This window comes from Filomicrobium sp., from assembly GCF_025698805.1.
Classification (GTDB): domain Bacteria; phylum Pseudomonadota; class Alphaproteobacteria; order Rhizobiales; family Hyphomicrobiaceae; genus Filomicrobium; species Filomicrobium insigne.
In genome coordinates, this window is the sequence record NZ_JAILWT010000006.1 from 1 (window position 1) to 19973 (window position 19973).

Annotated in this window: 17 protein-coding genes; 9 read left to right on the forward strand and 8 right to left on the reverse strand. The window is 56.3% G+C overall.

The features are described 5' to 3' along the window. Positions 1-23: 23 nt before the first annotated feature. From K5845_RS15140 to K5845_RS15150, 3 genes are all read right to left on the reverse strand, one after another. Positions 24-377, reverse strand: a complete 354-nt coding sequence (locus K5845_RS15140) for a MobC family plasmid mobilization relaxosome protein (protein WP_287959382.1) — start codon at positions 375-377, stop codon at positions 24-26. A 566-nt stretch (positions 378-943) separates the two neighbouring features. After that, entirely contained in the window at positions 944-1375 is a 432-nt protein-coding gene (locus tag K5845_RS15145; protein WP_046478314.1) for a hypothetical protein, read from the reverse strand. A 110-nt stretch (positions 1376-1485) separates the two neighbouring features. Then, complete coding sequence (locus K5845_RS15150) at positions 1486-1980, reverse strand: hypothetical protein (protein ID WP_046478315.1); 495 nt, start codon at positions 1978-1980, stop codon at positions 1486-1488. Positions 1981-2060: 80 nt separating this feature from the next. On the opposite strand from K5845_RS15150, the gene K5845_RS15155 reads away from it, so the two are divergent. Beyond that, on the forward strand, positions 2061-2282 hold the full coding sequence (locus tag K5845_RS15155) for a helix-turn-helix domain-containing protein (protein WP_244466778.1): 222 nt from the start codon (positions 2061-2063) through the stop codon (positions 2280-2282). A gap of 316 nt (positions 2283-2598) precedes the next feature. Continuing rightward, positions 2599-5994 (forward strand): TM0106 family RecB-like putative nuclease, encoded by a 3396-nt coding sequence (locus K5845_RS15160; protein ID WP_046478317.1) that lies wholly within the window; start codon positions 2599-2601, stop codon positions 5992-5994. Positions 5995-6053: 59 nt separating this feature from the next. Here the strand turns inward: K5845_RS15160 and K5845_RS15165 are convergent, their stop codons facing one another. Further along, positions 6054-7286 carry a site-specific integrase gene (locus K5845_RS15165; RefSeq protein ID WP_052744018.1) on the reverse strand — a complete coding sequence of 411 codons (1233 nt, stop codon included), beginning with the start codon at positions 7284-7286 and terminating at the stop codon, positions 6054-6056. 734 nt (positions 7287-8020) lie between these two features. Here K5845_RS15165 and K5845_RS15170 point away from each other — a divergent pair. After that, positions 8021-8191, forward strand: a complete 171-nt coding sequence (locus K5845_RS15170) for a hypothetical protein (RefSeq protein WP_160298726.1) — start codon at positions 8021-8023, stop codon at positions 8189-8191. A 101-nt stretch (positions 8192-8292) separates the two neighbouring features. Further along, positions 8293-10113 carry a methanol/ethanol family PQQ-dependent dehydrogenase gene (locus K5845_RS15175; RefSeq protein WP_046480287.1) on the forward strand — a complete coding sequence of 607 codons (1821 nt, stop codon included), beginning with the start codon at positions 8293-8295 and terminating at the stop codon, positions 10111-10113. 170 nt (positions 10114-10283) lie between these two features. Here the strand turns inward: K5845_RS15175 and K5845_RS15180 are convergent, their stop codons facing one another. The 3 genes from K5845_RS15180 to K5845_RS15190 all read right to left on the reverse strand — a co-directional run bounded on the left by K5845_RS15180 (position 10284) and on the right by K5845_RS15190 (position 12821). Then, positions 10284-11504: an SRPBCC domain-containing protein gene (locus K5845_RS15180; protein ID WP_287959383.1), complete on the reverse strand. Its 1221-nt coding sequence runs from the start codon at positions 11502-11504 to the stop codon at positions 10284-10286. Continuing rightward, a complete protein-coding gene (locus K5845_RS15185; protein ID WP_046478318.1) occupies positions 11401-11742 on the reverse strand; it encodes an ArsR/SmtB family transcription factor in 342 nt (113 codons plus the stop codon). The genes K5845_RS15180 and K5845_RS15185 overlap by 104 nt, the downstream gene beginning before the upstream one ends. A 167-nt stretch (positions 11743-11909) precedes the next feature. Beyond that, a complete protein-coding gene (locus tag K5845_RS15190) occupies positions 11910-12821 on the reverse strand; it encodes a LysR family transcriptional regulator (RefSeq protein ID WP_287959384.1) in 912 nt (303 codons plus the stop codon). Positions 12822-13146: 325 nt separating this feature from the next. Between K5845_RS15190 and K5845_RS15195 the strand changes: the two genes are divergently transcribed. From K5845_RS15195 to leuD, 5 genes are read left to right on the forward strand one after another with little or no spacing between them, the layout of a single operon-like run. After that, positions 13147-14106 carry a tripartite tricarboxylate transporter substrate binding protein gene (locus K5845_RS15195; RefSeq protein ID WP_046478320.1) on the forward strand — a complete coding sequence of 320 codons (960 nt, stop codon included), beginning with the start codon at positions 13147-13149 and terminating at the stop codon, positions 14104-14106. A 39-nt stretch (positions 14107-14145) separates the two neighbouring features. Then, the gene (locus tag K5845_RS15200) at positions 14146-16164 is read left to right on the forward strand and encodes a tripartite tricarboxylate transporter permease (protein WP_287959385.1); all 2019 of its coding nucleotides are present in this window, start codon (positions 14146-14148) and stop codon (positions 16162-16164) included. 47 nt (positions 16165-16211) lie between these two features. Continuing rightward, the gene (locus tag K5845_RS15205) at positions 16212-17288 is read left to right on the forward strand and encodes a tartrate dehydrogenase (protein WP_046478322.1); all 1077 of its coding nucleotides are present in this window, start codon (positions 16212-16214) and stop codon (positions 17286-17288) included. A 26-nt stretch (positions 17289-17314) separates the two neighbouring features. Further along, a complete protein-coding gene (gene leuC / locus K5845_RS15210; protein ID WP_090229857.1) occupies positions 17315-18736 on the forward strand; it encodes a 3-isopropylmalate dehydratase large subunit in 1422 nt (473 codons plus the stop codon). Between the two features lie 3 nt (positions 18737-18739). Further along, entirely contained in the window at positions 18740-19348 is a 609-nt protein-coding gene (leuD, locus tag K5845_RS15215; RefSeq protein WP_090229859.1) for a 3-isopropylmalate dehydratase small subunit, read from the forward strand. A gap of 175 nt (positions 19349-19523) precedes the next feature. Here the strand turns inward: leuD and K5845_RS15220 are convergent, their stop codons facing one another. Then, positions 19524-19928 carry a hypothetical protein gene (locus K5845_RS15220; protein WP_287959386.1) on the reverse strand — a complete coding sequence of 135 codons (405 nt, stop codon included), beginning with the start codon at positions 19926-19928 and terminating at the stop codon, positions 19524-19526. Between the last annotated feature and the right edge of the window lie 45 nt (positions 19929-19973).

Below are 19973 nucleotides of genomic sequence, written 5' to 3' on the forward strand. Positions count from 1 at the left end.
CGTTGGCGCGACCTTCGCCAGCATCAGAGTTGCGCCACTTTCTGGTTGATGGCGTCGATGCAGCTGCGGATTTCCTGCATGGGTACGGCGACATAGCCAATGTTGGCCTGATGGGCGAGCTGGTTCAGGTTGTTGCCGATACGGGCCAGCTGGTGGACCAGTTCATCGGTGATGCCGTGCGGATGCGGCAGCCGCACGGGAATCCCCTTCAGGTGCGCCTGCAAAATCGTTCTGGTCAACCGGGATATCTTGATGCCGCGTTCCGCGGCGATGCGGTGCATCTGGCGATGGTCGTCTTCACTCAGTCTCGCCTTCAGGAATCGTGGTTGGACCACCTTTTCTCCCTGGGCGGCGCGTTTTGAACATCTGCGCGGCATCTTAATGGCTTTCCTTGAAAGGAACGGAGCGGGGAGCCGGGGCTTGCCCCGGCGCCACAGCGCCGAAGGCGCCGCCTTTGACCAAAATTGTGGTCAAAGGCATACCTCGCTCCGTTCCTTTCAACCTTCTCTTAGCTTCACTTTGCATACCAGCGGTATGCCCTGTGTATGGGCAGCATCGATGCATCGACGCCACGTTCCCTGCCTAGGTGAAAATCATCCCCCGCCATCACAAGGACTTGCGCCGCGTCTGGATGGCATGAGGGTGCTTTTGGGAGAGGCAAGTGCATGCAGGAACCGGAATACAGACCCTGCGCACGGGTGGCTTCACGCCCCCCGAACCCCCCGTGAAGTAGTTACAGCCGGTGATGGAGTGTATACAACAGATGGGTGCTTATGGTGCAGGCGCGAGGGGTTTCGGACGCATTCGGTATTGCTAGGATGGCAGTGCGGTACAGCTTGAAGAGGCGATGACCGTGCCGGTGATGGGCCACCGAAAGGACTGCGGCCTTCGCCATTCGGCCCCGCCCTAAACGTGGGGCCTTATTTGTTGAGACGGGTTGCGATCATCGTTTGCCGCGCGAGCGTCCTTTGTCGTGGTAGGCCTTGAAATCGCTCGCGGTAAAGTCGGCCTTGGTGCGTTTGAGCCCTGGCAGAGTTGGCATGTAGCCGGTTTCGATGACCTCGCGCTGGGGTGAAGGGATGCGCTTGTCATGCAGCGCGGATGTTGTGTGCAGTTTCGCGATGACATCGAAGGGCACAGTCATGAGGTCGCGCAGCTGCACATGAAGGGCTTTGGCCAACTCGGATAGCAGCCCGTAGGCCCATTGGCGCATGGCGTCGGGATCGGACATGTGGGCTGGCGCTTCTGAGGCGTCGAAGGCAAATGTCCAAGCGGGCGTGTCGTCCTTTTGCTCAAGCCAAGCCTTGAGGGAGAAGTTTCCGCCGAGATAAACGCGGTGCTTTCCCTGATGGTTGACGGTGTGGGTGATGATCATGAGGGGAGCCTACCCCGCTAACCACGTGAGTCGGCAATGTGAATTGCCCACGACGTAGGCAGTTAGCAGTTTAAGCAATACAAGTTCAAACGGGAGTGTTGCAGGCAAGCCTACATGCGGGGAGAGCGTTTTCGGCTCTTGGTTGGTTTCGGAGGGTCCATTTTCGGTTCGAAGCCCGGCAACGCGAAGGGAAGTTTGTCGGATTTGACGAAAGAGAGCTTGATGGGCCGGTCGGGGGCATCGAGGTAGGTCCAGGTTCCCGTTTTCAGGTCCAAAGTAAATTCGCGGCCATCATCGACGTAAACGCGGTGATGGTTGAGGTTCTTCTCGATTTGGGCTTCCTCGCGGGCGTTGATGGCGAGCCCGAGGTGATGGGAGGCTTCGCTCAACCGTTCAATCGCTTCGACGATCTTCGGGTCGTCGGTTTTGAGGCGGTGAAGCGTTGCATTGAGGCCGATATCGATGGTGGAGGCGATCATGTCGCGCATGTCTTCGCTGCGCTCATCCTTGCCGATGGCGTTGGCCAACGTTTTTCGTGCCGTGCGATACTCGTCATGCGCGGCGGTGCAGGCGGCTTGAAGTTCTGTCAGGTCTGGTGGGGCCACGTTGTGGACTCCCGTGTTGCGAAGCGGCGATCACGTTGTAATCTGCAAGCAGAGGGATGCAAACGCAAGAGCAATGGCCCGTGGCGGATATTCCTGAGAGAAAGACGCTGCTGCAAACGGCACAGGCAGCGGCATATCTGCATATCAGCCCACGGACCCTTGAGGATTACCGGATCAAGGGCGGTGGCCCGGTGTTCATTCGACTTGGTCTGGGGAAGCGGAGTCCTGTTCTGTATGATCTTGCGGATCTGAATGCGTGGCTTGATTCCCGGAAGGTGGCGGCGACGTTTGAAGAATCATAGCGCCGGGCGGGATATTTTCGATGGCTTGTCCGGTTTGGTCGCCACCATAATTCGCGAGGCGATGAAACAGAATCGAGCGGCAGCCCAAGTTGCCCTTTGCCAACAAAGAACTGCCGGAAGAAGACCAGCACGCTTCATCGAGGTCGCCGAAGCAGAACTCCTAGTCTTCATGAAGGCAACTTCGCCTGCTGCGGCATCAGACCAAGCGAGTACGCCGCATGGCGAGAGGTATGGGAGCGCCGAAAATAGCCGGTAACTTGTGGACCGTCGGCAGCTACTTTTTGCCCGCTGAGCATTAAAGGCATATCGTATCCCAATGAAAAAACGCGGGGGAAAATTCGAACTTAGCGCTACTGATCTTGTCGGACATTTGAACTGTCGGCATCTGACGTCGCTTGACCGTTCAGTTGCCGAAGGCACGCTTGCCAAACCGAAGGTTTGGGACCCGCTCCTCATGGTGCTCGCCGAGCGCGGCACGAAGCACGAGCAGAGTTATATCGACCATCTCGAGGCATCGGGGATCGAGGTTGTCCGAATCGACGGTGTCGATGTGTATGACAAGGCCGTCACCGAAACGCTTGATGCCATGCGTGCTGGCGCGCAAGTCATAGCGCAAGGCGCGCTTTCGGATGATGGCTGGATCGGACGCGCCGATATCCTGAGGCGCGTCGATGATAGACCCAGCAACTTAGGTGACTGGTCATACGAAGTGATCGACACCAAGCTCGCACGTGAAACGAAAGCAGGTGCGGTCCTGCAGCTCGCGCTCTATTCGGATCTGCTGACTCAAGCTCAAGGCGTCGCGCCCGAATATATGTACGTCGTTGCGCCTTGGTCGGACTTCGAACCCCGGCGCTACAGGTTCGCGGACTCTGCTGCATACTTTCGCAAAGTGAAGCGGGGCCTAATCGATGACCTGGCAGCCAAAGAAACTGCAAAGACCTACCCTGATCCGAAAGAGTATTGCGACATCTGCCGATGGCGGGAGAGCTGTGATAAGCGCCGCCGTGATGATGACCACCTTTGCCTTGTCGCCGGAATCTCCAAAGTCCAGATCAATGAACTGAAGCGGCGCGAAGTCTCTACGGTCGAGCAACTGGCAACGATGCCCTTACCGCTGAGCTGGAAGCCCGACCGCGGTTCGGCTGACTCGTACGAGCGCATTCGGGAACAAGCGCGCATCCAGGTCGAAGCGCGGCAAAGCGGCGAGCGCAAGTTCGAACTTCTGCCGGTCTTGGAGGGCTTGGGGCTCACGCGACTTCCCGAACCATCACCCGGTGATATCTTCTTCGATCTTGAAGGCGATCCGTTCGTTGGCGAACACGGGCTCGAATATCTCTTTGGCTATGTGTTCGAGGAGGACGGTTCTTTCCTTTATGTCGGCGATTGGGCCTTCACCCGCGAAGATGAAAAGAAAGTGTTCGAGCGGTTTGTCGACTTCGTCATGGCTCGGTGGGAAACTTACCCCGACCTTCACATCTACCACTACGCACCTTACGAGCCCGCTGCGATGAAGCGCCTTATGGGGCGCTATGCGACACGTGAGGAAGAAATTGACAGGATGTTGAGGGCAGGCCTGTTCGTTGATCTCTACCAGGTCGTGCGGCACACGGTCCGAGCGAGCGTGGAAAGTTATTCGATCAAGCAGATGGAACCGTTCTTCTCGTTTGTTCGCGAGAAAGACCTTGCCGATGCCGGGACCGCGCTTGCTGCAATGCAGACTGGCCTTGAACTCGATGACACGGCGTCCATCTCGGAGGAAACGAAGGAAGCCGTTCTCGCTTACAACAAGGACGACTGCCTTGCCGCCGAAGGATTGCGAAACTGGCTCGAGGAACTGCGAAATCAAGTCGTCGCAAGAGGGACCGATGTTCCGCGTCCCGAGGCCGGTGACGGCTCGCCGAATGAGCGCATCACCACCTGGATTCTGAAGATTAATGCGATCATCGATCGGCTGACCGGCGACATACCCGTCGATCCGGACGAACGGAACGACGAGCAGCAGGCGAGATGGATACTCGCTAACATTCTCGATTGGCATCGAAGGGAAGAAAAAGCGCTCTGGTGGGAATTATTCCGCTTGTCCGACCTCTCGGCAGAAGATCTGCTGGATGAGCGTGCCGGGCTGTCTGGCCTGTCCTATGTCGGGAATGCGGGCGGTACCAACACAGCGCCGATACACCGCTATAGCTTTCCGCCGCAAGAGACGGATCTGCGCGGTGACGAAGAGCTTCGCTCGCAAGGCGGAGAGAAGTTCGGAACGGTCGCCGCGATCTCCTTCGATGACCGAACGATCGACATCAAGAAGCGGAAAGATTCTGCCGGCATCAATCCCGTGGCGATATTTGCCCATAAGGTTATCGATACGCAGCCAATGAAAGATGCGCTGGTCCGGCTTGGCGAATACGTTGCCGATAACGGTATCGAGGGCGATGGCCCGTATCAGGCGGCGCGCGATCTCCTGCTGAGGATCGCCCCGCGCACCGGCGGCGAACCTCTCCATTATGAAGGTGAAGCGGCCAGCGCAACTGCCGTCAGACTTTGCAGCCATCTGGAGGGTGGCGTCCTGCCAATCCAAGGTCCACCAGGAGCAGGCAAGACATACAGCGGCGCGAGAATGATTTGCGAGTTGGTCCGTCAGGGAAAGACGGTCGGCATTACGGCGAATAGTCACAAGGTCATTCGCAACCTCATCGACGGCACGATTGAAGCTGCCGACGATCTGGGCATTGGAGTCCAATGCTGCCACAAGGCGGACAAGGTTGGCCAACCTCAGCATCGGCTCACCTTCGCAAAGCGGAGCGAAGACTTGATAAATGCGCTTGGCGGCAACGTGAATGTTGGCGGCGGGACTGCGTGGCTGTGGGCAAGGCAGGACGCCTTCGAAATACTCGATGTGCTGTTCGTAGACGAGGCCGCCCAGATGTCTCTCGCTAATGTTCTGGCGGTTTCGCAAGCAGCCAAGACCGTCGTTCTGCTCGGGGACCCGCAACAGCTCGACCAGCCGATGCAGGGCACTCATCCGGAAGGTACAGACGTTTCAGCTCTGACGCACATACTTGGCGATGCCCACACGGTGCCGGCTGACCGCGGACTCTTCCTCGAACAGACCTGGCGTTTGCATCCCGACATCTGCGCCTTCACTTCTGAACTGTTTTATGACGACAAGCTTACTTCGAAGCCCGGGCTCAGGGCGCAAGTCATCGAGTCAGACGGCGCAATCAGCGGCTCCGGGTTGCGCTATGTTCCGGTGCACCACACGGGCAATCAGAACTGCTCACCGGAAGAGGCCGAAGAGGTAAGCAAGCTCGTCAACCAAATCCTGGCCGGCAATGCGACGTGGATCGACCGCGACGGAAACGAGCACGGACTGACGCTAGACGATATCGTCATCATCACGCCGTACAACGCACAAGTCTTCGAAATTCAGCAACGACTTCCCGGCGCTCGCGTCGGGACCGTCGATAAGTTTCAGGGGCAGGAAGCGCCGATCGCCATCTACTCAATGGCAACGTCAAGCCATGCGGATGCCCCACGAGGGATGGAATTTCTCTACAGCCTGAATCGTCTGAACGTGGCGACGTCACGAGCCAAGTGCATCTCGATCATCGTTAGCTCAGCGCAGCTCTTCGAAGCTGAGTGCCGAACACCTAGACAGATACAGCTGGTCAATGCGTTCTGCAGGTACGTAGAACTGGTAAAAAACCTCTAAAAATCCACAAGGAACTCAATGGCGTGTTTCTATATTACTGGAGCTGGCCGAAGGGCGGTCTAGCGTTCTGTATGATCTTGCGGATCTGAATGCGTGGCTTGATTCCCGGAAGGTGGCGGCGACGTTTGAAGAATCAAAGCGCCGGAGAGGATGTTGTCGATGGCTTGTCCGGTTTGGCGTGAGGTCTCTTTGGCTCTCTGGTTGAAGATGTGCAGGTAGAGTTTGGTGGTTTCGATGCTGGCATGTCCGAGGAGTGCGCCGACGGCGCGAGCTGAAGCACCTTGGTCGCCGGCGAAACTGGCAAACGAATGCCTGAAGTCGTGCAGGCGGAAACCCTCAAGACCTGCGCGCTTGCGGATCTTGTCCCAGGGCTTTTTGATTTCGCTGATGCATGACCCGGCTTTACGTCCGACCATGTAATAGGGGTTTCCGTCGACCTCCGGAATGGCATCCAGGATGCTCATGGCGAAGGGACCCAGGTGGAGGACCTTTTTGCCGGTTTTGCTGTCGGGCAGGTGGGCGATCATGCGGTGGCGGTCGACGTAGTTGCGCTTGAGCGTGAAGATTTCGCTGCGCCGTGCTCCGGTGAAGAGAAGCAACAGGATGGTTGCCACCTGGATGCGGGAAGCCTCGTTCCGGAGTAGTGCTTCGTGCATGGCTTTGGCCAGGCGTTTGAGATCGTCTTGCGATAGGAATTGGGCGCGGCTGATTTCTTTGTATTTGCGAACGCCTCTGGTGGGGTTCAATGCTTCGGGGATAAGCTCCTCGATGATGGCCCAGTTGAAGACGAGACTGATAAGGGCGCGCGCATGGTTTGCTGCGCTAGGGACCATGATCAGGGATTGATGGAACGCCGAACAATCCGCTCGTTTGAAGTCCTTGAGGGGCTTATCCTTGAAATAGGGAACGATGACCCTATTCGCGATGCGTGTGTATTCCTTGAGCGTGCGCGGTTTAATGAAGGGACCGTGGGCGACGGCGAACCTGTCGAAAGCTTCCTTGAACGTAAGGTAGGGATCTGCGGTTGCGGGCGAGGCGACTGTGCGTTGGAAATGTTTATCGACGTTGCGCAGGATATCAGAGGCACGCTGTCTCGCTTTGTCGGCCGACCATGCGGGATGTGAACCGATGGTGATCCAGCGCTGGCTTCCCCTGTAACGGGTTTTAACAAAGAAAGTGATGGTGTTTTTGCGACGTCGTGCGCCGAAGCCCCTGAGGTTGGTATCGCGGATGGTGTCGCCGGGGCCTAGGGCCTTTATGGTGGTTTGGGTAATGGACTTTATGATGTTCATCTGCCGCCCTGTTGGGTTGAGGGTTGCCTGATGCTGTATTGGTCCGGGCTACCACGTGGTTTCGTGGTGAAGGTGCTGCGGGCTACCAATGGGCTACCAGGGCAAAGCGGTAACAGGGCGTATTGTACGTGGTCGGATAATATTGGCCAGCCTGAAAAACCATGGAGAGTCAGTATGATACCGTATTGTTCCGTAACTCTCCGGAATGGCGATGGACGACTTCTAAGCAGTAGGTCGCAGGTTCGAATCCTGCCGGGATCGCCAATGACTTCATTGGCTAATTTAGTGACCGATTTTAGGGGCGCTGGGCCCAGGCTACCAACGGGCCACCAGGGCGAAGCGCCTTCCTTCCGTAACAATCCGTACTCTTACCGTGGTTTGCAGGTCGAAATGTAGGTTTGCGGCCTGCGGCGTTGCACGCGTGCTGTGCCTGGGGTTGTGTTCCCCCTCTTTGGAGGTCTAGCAGGCCAAGACAGTTTAGAGAACGCTTCGCGTCCTTGAGGGCCAGCGTTGAACAGCGAGCCCCTCCGGTTGTCACGGAGCGGGTAGGTCAAAGCGTCTGGTGCCGCTGGCAGTGATCAAGTTGGCGGAGGGCGGTTCAACCAACAGATTCTGCGAGGGACAAGTTCAGAGGGGTGCGGCCAACAGGATCGCGGCGCTCAAGTTGCGCTTCACCGTCGACATCTGGGAAGCGATCGTGGCGTCTGCCCGAGGCGTGAAGGCGTTGGTGATTGATGGTCCGATTTTGCCGGGTTTCGGCGGTGCTCAACTACCGCTTCGGCATTCGTCTTGGCGGGCAAGAAGAAGTTGAACGGCACCACTATAGCTTCGGATTGCGGCTCGCGGACATCGGGAAGGCCCTGATGCCGCTCCGGAGCAGTGTCATCGCTCAACCGAATGGTTGACTTTCCGATAGGGCAGGGATATTCAACCAATGGGTTGAGGGAAAATGTTGCAAGCCCGCGGCCCTAAGGACACCAATTTAATATTGGATGAGGAAACAAAGATGGCAAAGGGCCAACTAGGGCTAGCGCTGACCTTGGTCAGTATGTTTGCGACAACTGCTATCGCCAATGATGACGTCGCAAAAAATACGAGCGATCCAAAACAATGGGCGATGCAATCCGGTGATTATTACAATCAACGGTATTCCAAGCTGGATCAAATCAACACGACTAATGTCAAAGATCTCAAGGTCGCCTGGACTTTCTCGACGGGCGTGTTGCGGGGCCACGAAGGTTCGCCGCTCGTGATTGACAATGTCATGTACGTGCATACCCCGTTCCCAAACAACGTCTATGCGTTGGATTTGAACAGCGAGGGGAAGATTCTCTGGTCTTATGCCCCTAAGCAAGACCCCGCAGTGGTCGCAATAATGTGCTGCGACACAGTGAATAGAGGTGTCGCTTACGCGGATGGAACGATCTTTCTTCATCAGGCCGACACTGCTGTCGTAGCTCTCGATGCGAAAACGGGGAAAGAAATCTGGAAGGCAGTGAATGGCGATCCCAAAAAGGGTGAGTCGGGGACTGCTGCACCGCTTGTCGTCAAGAACGCAGTGATCGTTGGTAATTCTGGCGCTGAATTTGGTGTGCGCGGTCACCTGACGGCTTATGACATCAAGAATGGGAAACGCCTTTGGCGTGCCTACGCCACAGGTCCGGACGATGAAATTCTGTTTGACCCCGAGAGGACAACATCCCTGGGTAAGCCGGTTGGGCGGGATTCGTCCCTCAAAACCTGGAACGGCGATCAGTGGAAGATCGGCGGAGGAACAGCGTGGGGTTGGTTCTCATACGATCCCGAACTCAATCTGATCTATTATGGGACGGCAAATCCGTCGACTTGGAATCCTGCACAGCGTGCTGGTCCGGATGGGAAGCCCATCGACCAAAAATGGACGATGGCGATAATCGCTAGAAATCCGGAAACTGGCGTTGCGGCGTGGGCCTATCAAATGACACCGTTTGACGAATGGGATTACGACGGTGTCAACGAAATGATACTTGCGGACATTCCGGTAAATGGAGAGGTTGTTCCGGCGCTAGTCCACTTTGATCGAAATGGCTTAGCTTATACGATCAATCGAAAGACGGGAATTCCGCTCGTTGCTGAGAAATTCGATCCGGTTGTCAACTGGACGTCTGGTGTGGACTTGGATCCCAAGAGCTCAACATATGGGCGTCCGAAGGTCGTCGCCAAGTATTCAACATTCCAAAACGGTGAAGATGTAAACGTGAAGGGAATTTGTCCGGCTGCGCTTGGAACAAAGGACCAACAGCCGGCGGCATTCTCTCCAAAGAGTGGTCTCTTCTACGTGCCGACCAATCACGTCTGCATGGACTACGAGCCGTTCCGGGTGAGCTACACTGCGGGTCAGCCGTACGTTGGCGCGACGGTGTCGATGTACACTGCTCCCAACAGTCATGGCGGCATGGGTAACTTTATTGCTTGGGATGCTGGGAAGGGAGAGATCAAGTGGTCGGTCCCTGAACAGTTCTCGGTTTGGTCTGGCGCGCTTGCTACTGCTGGTGACGTTGTTTTCTACGGCACTCTTGAAGGATACCTGAAGGCTGTCAGTGCTGTAGACGGCAAGGAACTATTTAAGTTCAAGACCGCATCCGGCATCGTTGGCAACGTGTTCACCTACGAGCACAAAGGCAATCAGTTTGTTGGTGTCTACTCGGGCGTCGGCGGTTGGGCCGGCATCGGTTTGGCTGCCGGTTTGACTAATCCCAATGATGGTCTGGGTGCAGTCGGCGGTTACGCTGGCCTTAAGCAATACACAAACCTGGGCGGCAGCCTGACGGTATTCTCGCTCCCTTAGCGCTTCCTCCTAAAATCGCGGTTGCGAGATTTGACTAGTCCGGCGCAATGCGTCGGACTATTTTTATGTCTTAAGCATTTGGAATTGCAATTACGAGCAACAAAGATTTGTACGAATCTGTTTGCGAAAACTTGTCTTAAAGACCGGCGCTTCTGAGGTTTAAACCGTGATCAATCTCGGCTCAAAGCTTTGTCGAGATCCGTTTCAACGCCCGCTTCATCTTCGGACACTACATCTGAGAACGCAGCGAGATACTTCCAATCCGTTCGGGGAACTGGATGCTTGCCATCTGGTACGAAAGGCGACTCCTCAACGAGAGCCATTTTATGAATATACCGAGGGCAATTGGGAAATACCGCATCGATTGCAATGCGTACGATTGACCGCGCGCCCGGGTACCGACTAAAAAGCTTATCGTTTTCCGTGAATATCTGAGCGCGTCCGTTCACCCGTAATCGCGCTTGCTTTTCAAAATCGACGAATAGCAAGCCGACTCGGCCATTCTCGCTAATGTTGCCAACAGAAATTAGCATTCCATTCCCGTCAAAGTCTGGAAATGCTAATGTCTTATTGTCGATGATGTTAACAAAGCCTCGGGCTCCGCCCTTATAGGAGCAGCTAGGCTGTCCATCCGCATCGGTCGTGGCTAGGAAAAACATATTCTGTCGAGCGATAAACACGGCGTCCACGACATTTAATTCGTGTTTTACCGTGAGCGCCTGAAGGCGATCGGCTAGCTTTCGAGTGCCATTACGATCCTGGAGACGACGGTGCTCATCAGTAAAAAACTCTCTGCTAGGGTTGTCGGCTTCTTGCTGATCAATAGGAAGGTGGAGCCTGGAAGTTGGTTCCAATTTTTCCAAGCACCTGCTCCAGTTGATACGGTAGAGCTCGGCGGCCTCGCGGTCAGCGAGCTTTTCGTGGCTGAGCGTCAGTTCAGTGACATCGGAACTTCTACGCCGAAGATCTGCAATCACTAAGGACGTGGCGCCTCGCAGTGCTGAAACGGGCCCATCATATGTCCAGGTAATAGATACTCGTTTGTTCTCAATGATCTCGATATACGTGCCGGTTATAGAATATGCGCTGCCGTCGCCATGGAGGCCGTCGATACGGTATTGCCCCCCTGGTCGGAGGTCTGCAGTGACGGCTGTGACGCTATCAGCTCCTGGAGCCAACCATTGCGCAATTAGCCTCGGCTCGGTCCATGCAGCAAAAACGGCTTCTGAAGAGGATTGAATTTTTCGAACCAGAGTTACCGCGACATTCTTCTGACGGTTTCGCGCGCTAGTTCTCATCTTTTTTACCCTCTCGACGCAGTACTTCTTCGAGTGCATCCAGTCGTTGATTCCAGAAGCGTTCGTATCCAGAGAGCCAAGTGTAGGCCTCATTCAACGCATCTGCGTTTAAAGTGCAAATGTGATTGCGGCCCCTTACCTCCCGGTAGACTATACCTGCCCGTTCAAGGGACTTCACATGCTTGGAGATTGCTGACAGCGACATTGAGAATGGAGGAACCAATTCTGTGATGCTGTAGGGCCTGACCGCAAGCAGGCTGACTATCTCCCGACGGGTCGGATCGGATAGAGCATGGAAGACGCAGTTGAGGCGATCGGTTTCATCATACATTGCTTAAATGATCATGTCGGCGGGGCCAGCTGCAGTGTCTTGATTACGGCGTTATGGGGGCGTCGAAGAGCGACGCGCCAATTACATATCGTAGGGCAATTTGACTAGAAGAGCCAGAGGTCGGGAGCTTTGTTCGTTGCGCGGTTGATCCTCAGCGCATTTAAGATTCATGATGCTGGCAGTTCGCCAAAACGTTGCTTTAGTCGATCAGCAAGAAAATTTACGAACGCTCGGACTTTAGCGGAGAGATTGTGACGCGCCGGATAAACGGCGTAGATGTCAGCGTCTGGTTGGGAGTAGCGAGGCAGCACAAGCCGAAGCCGATCCGCCTCCACGTGGCGCAAGATGTCCCACTCCGACCGCAGCATCACTCCATGCCCGTCGAGCACCCACTTCAACGCGATCTCGCCGTCATTGCTGCTGAGCGCTCCTCTTACCTTGATCGTCGCTAAACGGTCGTTTCGCTGTAATTTCCAAAGGTCGTAGGTTTCGTTGTCCTGTCGCAGAACAATGCAGTTGTGGTGCTCAAGGTCCTCGAGGCGCTGAGGTGCACCGTGCTGTTCGAGATAACTCGGCGCAGCGCACATCAGCCGCCGATTGCACTGGAGCTTGCGCGCAATCAAACGCGAATTTGGCTGACTTCCGAAGCGTATTCCGAGATCGAACCGTTCCTCCACGAGATTGAATGGCGCATCGCTGAGGACGAGCTGTATTTCCACGAGCGGGTGGCACTTCGAGAATTCCGAGACGATCGTGGCAACGTGCTCACGTCCGAATCCGAACGTCGCGTTGATGCGCAGCAGGCCTTTCGGGGTCGCGCTCGCGTCGGTCAACGACTCGTTCAGATCATCAATGTCTCGAAGAATCTGGATCGCACGCTCGTAATAGGCTTCGCCTTCGCCCGTCATACTGACGCGCCGCGTGGTGCGATTGAGAAGACGGACGCCAAGCCGGTCTTCCAGTTTAGCGAGCCGCTTGCTGACCGCAGGCGGCGAGACGCCGAGTTCCAGCGCCGCCGCAGCGAAGCTGCCCTTGCGCGCGAGGAGAATGAAAAAGGCTAGGTCGGTCTCGGCCGTCATTCGTAACTCCAGGTTCATAATCAAGTGAACCGAATGAAATTATCATCTTTTTAGGCTGCATTATTGTTAATCGCATCGCGCGCATCAGGGCGCGGACAACGGGCGAGGGATCGGCGATGTACGCCGGCAGAGACCCGTAAAAGTCGGAGGAAACGTCGGACTTGGCGAAGGTCACTTCAGGACGTTCTGGAGGCCAACAAGATCCGATTCAGATGATCATGTCCGGCCGTACCGCGGCTGAACTGTGCCAGCACTTGGAGTCGGTCTCACGGAACCGGACAGCTGCTCGGCCGAACGGTCAATCATGTCTTCAAGGAGGAACCCCATGAAAACTCCAACAAGAGCGATTGCTACGGCGATTGCCTTCGCAACCCTAGGCGTCGGTTCGGTGCTGGCTGCGGACTTTCCGAGCAAGCCGATCGACTACATCATTCCGTTCAATGCTGGCGGCGAGTCCGATATTTCGGCGCGTTTTCAGCAATCTGTTTGGGAAAAGCATGCCGGCAAGCCGGTGGTGATCCAATATATGGCGGGTGCGGGAGGTGCGCAGGCCTGGTCGAAGCTGAACGGCATGGAATCCGACGGCCATACGATCATGGGCATCAACCTGCCACATACGGTGTTGCAGCCCATGATCAAGGATGTCGGTTACAAGACCGACGACCTGACGCCGGTTCATTATTTCCACTACACGCCAAACGCGATTTTCGTTCCGAAGGACAGCAAGTTCAAAACGCTCAAGGACCTCGTCGAATTCGCGAAGGCTAACCCCGGCGTCGTAACATTCGCAGGTTCCGGGTCTAACTCCGCAAACCACCTCGCGGCCGCGCAATTCAACGAACTGGCCGGAGTAAAGACGACCTATATTCCCTTCAGTGGCACTGGGCCGGCCATCACCGCGCTCGTTGGAAGCCAGACGTTGGCAGGTTTCAACTATGCACCGTCGGGTATCAAGCAAGGTGATGCCATCCGGATGCTTGCGGTCGCTTCCGAAGAACGCATGCCGGCTTTCCCCGACGTGCCGACGTTCAAGGAACTGGGCTATGACCTCGTTGGTGGAGCCTACCGTGGCGTCTCGGTGCCTAAAGGGGCATCCGACGAGATCCGAAAAAAGGTGTCCGATCTCGTCGCGGCAATCAATGCTGATCCGGAATTTCGCGAGAAAATGGAAGCCGGCGGATTTGTTCTGACCGATGTCACTTACGACAAGGTCGGGGCGTTCGTCGAAGGCAAGAAGGCAGAATATGCCAAAGCGGCCGAACTGCTCGGTTTGAAGAAGAAGTAATCCGCACTTCAAGCACCGAGAGGGAAGGACGCCACCGCCATGGAACTCCTGGGGTACCTCATCGATTCGCTTACGCCGTTCAATCTCCTTCTGGCGCTGGGCGGGGTAATTCTGGGAACAGTCGTCGGCGCTTTGCCGGGGCTGTCGGCAACCATGGCGGTGGCCGTCCTTGTGCCTTTCACCTTCACGATGAATCCGGCGAGCGCACTGATTGCTCTTGGCGCCATCTACACAGGGGCGATCTATGGGGGCGCGTTCGCCGCGATCCTCGTCAACACGCCGGGTACGCCGTCGGCGATCGCCACGACCTTTGATGGTTATCCAATGGCCAAGCGCGGCGACGGTGGGCTTGCCATAAGCATCGCGACTATCGCCTCCGTTGCCGGCGGCATCGTCGGGGCGCTGAGTTTACTGCTCCTGGCTCCGCCACTCGCCCAAGTAGCTCTCAAGTTCGGCCCGCCGGAATACTTCTGGCTTGCCGTATTCGGGCTCACGCTGATCTCGGTGCTTTCGGTCGGAAATACGATCAAGGGATTGATCGGCGCGAGTATCGGCCTTCTGATGTCCATGATCGGTGTCGCGGTCGTTGGCGGCGATGTGCGCTACACGCTGGATACCCAGATCCTCCTCGGTGGGATCGACATTACTTCCGGTTTGATCGGGCTGTTCTGTATTCCGGTGATCATCGACTTGGTGGCAACGCGTGATCCGCATTTGAAGGTTTCGGATGGTGATGGCGGAATTCGCTTGGGAGAAGCGTTCCGAACTACGCTCCGGGAGAAGTTCAACCTGATCCGTAGTTCTGTCATCGGAACCGTCATTGGAATTCTGCCAGGCGCCGGAGGGTCAATTGCTGGACTCGTCGCATATACCGAAGCGCGCCGCAGTTCGAAACAATCTTCGGAATACGGGACAGGGCATCCGGGAGGGATCATTGCGACGGAATCCGCCAACAACGCCACCGTCGGCGGCGGCTTCATCCCCACGCTGGTGCTGGGTATTCCCGGTACACCTCCTGATGCGATCATTCTCGGAGCGCTTCTCGTTCAAGGCATCAAGATCGGCCCGACGCTTTTCAATGATCAGGCTGGGACCGTTTACACGTTCATCTTCGGACTATTGATTGCGACGCTTTTGATGCTGCCGGTCGGTCTTTTGATCGGGCGCTATGCCTATCGTTCCATCATCTCTATTCCCAAGGCTCTGCTCACTCCGACGATCGCGTTTCTTGTCATCATCGGCAGCTTCGCGATCCATAGCGATATCAGCGACACCTACATGATGATTGTGCTTGGCGTGATCGCCTGGGTGCTGGAACGCTTCGGCTTCGCCGCGTCACCGATCGTGTTGGGCTTGATTCTCGGAAAGATTGCAGAGCAGGGATTCGTACAAAGTTATCTCATTGGCAGTGCGTCTGAGAATGTCTTCGGCATGTTCTTCGGCAGGCCCATCAGTATTGCGTTGATCGTAGCGGCAGCCCTTACCTTGTTCTATCCGCTGATCGCGGACCATATCATGCCGAAGAAAGCCATGGAGATTGACCTCCCGAGATCAGCGGAAGAAGACGCACGTCCAGTCAAGCCTCTAAAATACCGCGATTATCCGGGCATGACGATTGCTGGATTGCTCATCGTCATCGGTGTCCTGGCAATCATGGGCACGGCTGACATGAGCCCCCTGGGCTCGGTGTTTCCGACCACCATTTCCGCAGCAATGATCGCCTTCTGTTTGGTTCTCATCGCAGTGAACTTGCTGCGACCCGCTGCGCCAGCTGACGGTCTGCCGGATGATCGATCGGTCGCCTCGAAACCATCGACGTGGCGGCGCGTTGCGGTGACCCTCGCACTGGCCGCGTGGGCTGTCGCCATCGACCAGATCGGCTTCATCGTGGCAAGCCTCGTCGGATTCGTAGTCGTTACCTTCATCTCAAATCACGACAGGATCGGCGTCTTGCGCTGGTTTGCATACCTGATCGTGGCCTGTGGCATTGTCGCGGGATTTTACCTGCTGATGTCGGAGGTGCTTCTGATCCGGCTTCCCAAGGACGTGCTGTTCTGAGGTGAGGCTCTATCGACAAATCTGCAAGATCAGTATCGGAGAAGAAAATGCGCACGTACAAAATTGCTGCGATTCCAGGCGATGGCATCGGGACAGAAGTCGTCTCGGCGGGAATAGAAGTCCTTAATGCGCTGGCAATGCGCGACGGCAATTTTGAGTTCTCTTTCGACCATTTCGACTGGGGTGGAGAGCTCTATAAGAAGACCGGTCGTATGATGCCGGAGGATGGCCGAGACCAGATCCGTGACCATGACGCGATCCTTTTCGGGTCGGCCGGTCACCCAGAGATTCCCGACCACATCACGCTGTGGGGCTTGAGACTCAACATCTGCCAACCCTTCGACCAGTACGCCAACGTGCGCCCTACCCGCATTCTGCCGGGGATCAAATCTCCGCTCCGCGGCGTCACTGAGAAGGAGCTCGACTGGGTCATCATCCGCGAGAACTCAGAGGGCGAATATGCTGGTGTCGGCGGCCGGGTGCATCAAGGTTCGCCGCTGGAAGCGGCGACGGATGTCGCGATGTTTACGCGCCCTGGGGTGGAGCGGATCATCCGTTTCGGTTTCAAGCTGGCACAATCACGTCCAGCGAAACATCTCACCGTCGTTACAAAGTCCAACGCGCAGCGCCACGCTATGGTCATGTGGGACGAGATTGCCGCTGAGGTCGCCAAGGAGTTTCCGGGCGTTACTTGGGACAAGATGCTGGTCGACGCGATGACCGTGCGCATGGTGATGCAGCCAGAATCACTCGACACGATCGTGGCGACCAACCTACACGCCGACATCCTGTCGGATCTTGCCGCCGCACTTGCCGGCTCGCTCGGCATTGCGCCGACGGCGAACCTTAATCCCGAACGGAACTTCCCTTCCATGTTCGAGCCCATCCATGGATCGGCGTTCGACATCACGGGTAAAGGTGTTGCCAACCCTATTGGGACTTTCTGGACGGCGGTCATGATGTGCGAACATCTCGGCGAGAACGATGCCGCGAACCGCCTGATGAAAGCCGTTGAACGCGTAACGGCGGACGAGCGTTTCCACACCCCAGACCTCGGCGGTAAGGCCCGGACCGCAGACGTTACGGCGGCGGTGATCGACGCGATCCAGGGGGAAAACGCCTGACATCCGGATCTACAATCGAGGCGGCCATGAAGACACCACGAACGCTCTACGACAAGATCATCGATGCGCATACAGTGAGAACGCTCGATGATAAGGGGCTCATTCTGCTCTACGTCGACCGAACGATTCTCAACGAATACACCAGTCCTCAGGCTTTCACCGGTCTGCGGAAAGCCGGCCGCAAAGTATGGAATCCCAAGGCCGCTTTGATGGTCGTCGACCACGTTAATTCAACGGCTGCCCATCGCACAGATCGTATGCCGGATGCCGGGGGCCAGCGACAGGTGGAATACTTTGCTGAGAATGCCCGAGACTTCGGCATCGAGCTATTCGACATTCTGGATAAACGGCAAGGGATCGAGCATGTCGTCGCCCCCGAACAGGGGCTTGTCATGCCCGGCATGGTGGTCGCCGCCGGAGACAGTCATACTACTACCTACGGCGCGCTCGGCGCGGTTGCATTCGGCATCGGCACCTCCGACATTGAGCATTATCTGGCGACCCAGACCCTCGTCTATCGTCGTCTAAAGACCATGCGCGTGTCGGTGACTGGTCCCCCGGCGGTCGGCATTACCAGCAAAGATATCGTTATGGAGGTCATCCGGCGCATCGGTGCAGATGGAGCGACGGGCTACGCCGTGGAATTTGCTGGCGATACCCTTTACGCGATGAGCGTTGAGGCCCGGATGACGGTCTGTACCATGATCGTTGAAGCAGGAGCGCGTGGCGCTGTGATGGCCCCTGATGAAAAGGTCATCGCGTACATCCGCGGGCGTCCCAGAGCGCCGCGAGGAGCGATGTGGGAATCCGCAGTCGAGAGTTGGCATCTGCTGAAGTCCGATGCAGATGCGCGGTTCGATCGGGAGCTGAAAATCGACGCTGCTGACGTTGCCCCCATGGTGACGTGGGGCACGAGCCCTGATCAGGCCGCAACCATAACGGATGTCGTACCGCACCCGGAAACGCAGGTCGATGTGACGAGACGTAAGGCGGATTTGCGCGCGCTCGAATACATGGGCCTGATGCCAGGAACTCCGATCGCTTCCATTCCCATAAGTCACGCCTTCATTGGCTCTTGTACCAACTCGAGGATCGAGGATTTGCGTGATGCGGCCCAAGTTCTAGATGGGCGGAAGGTGGCTCAGAACGTGCGTGCGATTGTCGTGCCGGGTTCGACCCAGGTCCGTACTCAGGCGGAAACTGAGGGAATTTCGCAGAAGTTTATCGATGCCGGGTTTGAATGGCGACAATCGGGATGTTCGATGTGTCTTGCCATGAACGACGACGTGCTGAAACCCGGCGACCGCTGTGCCTCTTCCACAAACCGTAATTTCGAAGGACGTCAGGGGGCCGGCGCGAGGACGCACCTGATGAGCCCCGCGATGGTCGCTGCCGCTGCCGTCGAGGGGCACATCACCGACGTTCGAAAATTCAGAAGCGGAGCATAAACTATGGAGCCCTTTCACACTGTAACGGGGCCAGCAGCTCCGCTTTTGGCGCCAAACATCGACACCGATATTATCATGCCGAAGACGTTCTTGAAGGGGGTGGATCGCGAAGGGCTCGATGTCGGTGCGTTCAATTTGCTTCGCTTCGCAGACGGCAAACCAAACCCGGATTTTGTTCTGAACAAGCCCGGCTACGAAGGATGCCGGTTCCTTGTTGTGGGGCCTAACTTCGGGTGCGGCTCGAGCCGCGAGCATGCTGTGTGGGGATTGTCGCAGCTTGGTATCCGAGCGCTTATCGGAACAACGTTCGCTGGCATTTTTAATGACAATTGCAAAAACAATGGCCTCCTGACGATTGTCCTACCTCCGGAAACCGTTGCAATGCTCGCTCACTATGCAAGCAATCCCGAGCGGAACACGTTCACCATCGATCTCGCACAGCAAACGATCTTTCTCGATGCCACCAGCGAGGAGATTATGTTCGACATCGATGCTACGCGGAAGGACATGCTGATCAAAGGCCTGGATCCGGTGGGCGTAACGCTCGAACATGCGGACGAGATTCGAGCATTCGAAGCGCTCCACAAGGAGAATCAGCCCTGGTTCTTTTAAAAAAATCGAACGATTTGCTCTTGATCACCGCCTGATGAAGGGGGCCACGTTGGCCGATGAGAAAAATGCATCGGAATCGCCGAGCTCGAACCGTGGCGTTCGCTGAGTGCCTGGGAATGCAATCTCGACGTGAGAGCGAATTGTCTTGAGCACGATAAGGATCTCAGAGGTCGATTTATTGCGCGCGGGCAATGGACGCATCGTAGATGCGGACATAGCTGACGAGCCCCATTTCGTCCGTCTTTTGTCCCACGTCGAGGCGGCCTACGATGCGAATTGGACCGTCAATGTATTCGGTCGAGTTTGAGAGAAAGACGGGCATGAAAGCAGCCCAGTCAAAGCTCGACGTGTGAAAGGGACAGAGAGCGGTCGGCTCACGGATCAGCATGAAATGCATGCCATCACGCGGAAGGATGCCGTCCATGAATCCGAGAATTTCAATTGTATTGCCGTGAAGAGCCTGGATGGATTCGGAGAGGTTAAACTCAGGCTTCATCCCCGGGCCGACCTGATACGTCTCGCCGACGAAAAAGTCGGTAAATTTAACACGTGTCATCGCAGCCGATGATTTGCTCGTCATGGTCGCTCCCATCATTAGGGCAGATACGAAAAATACGATGATTTG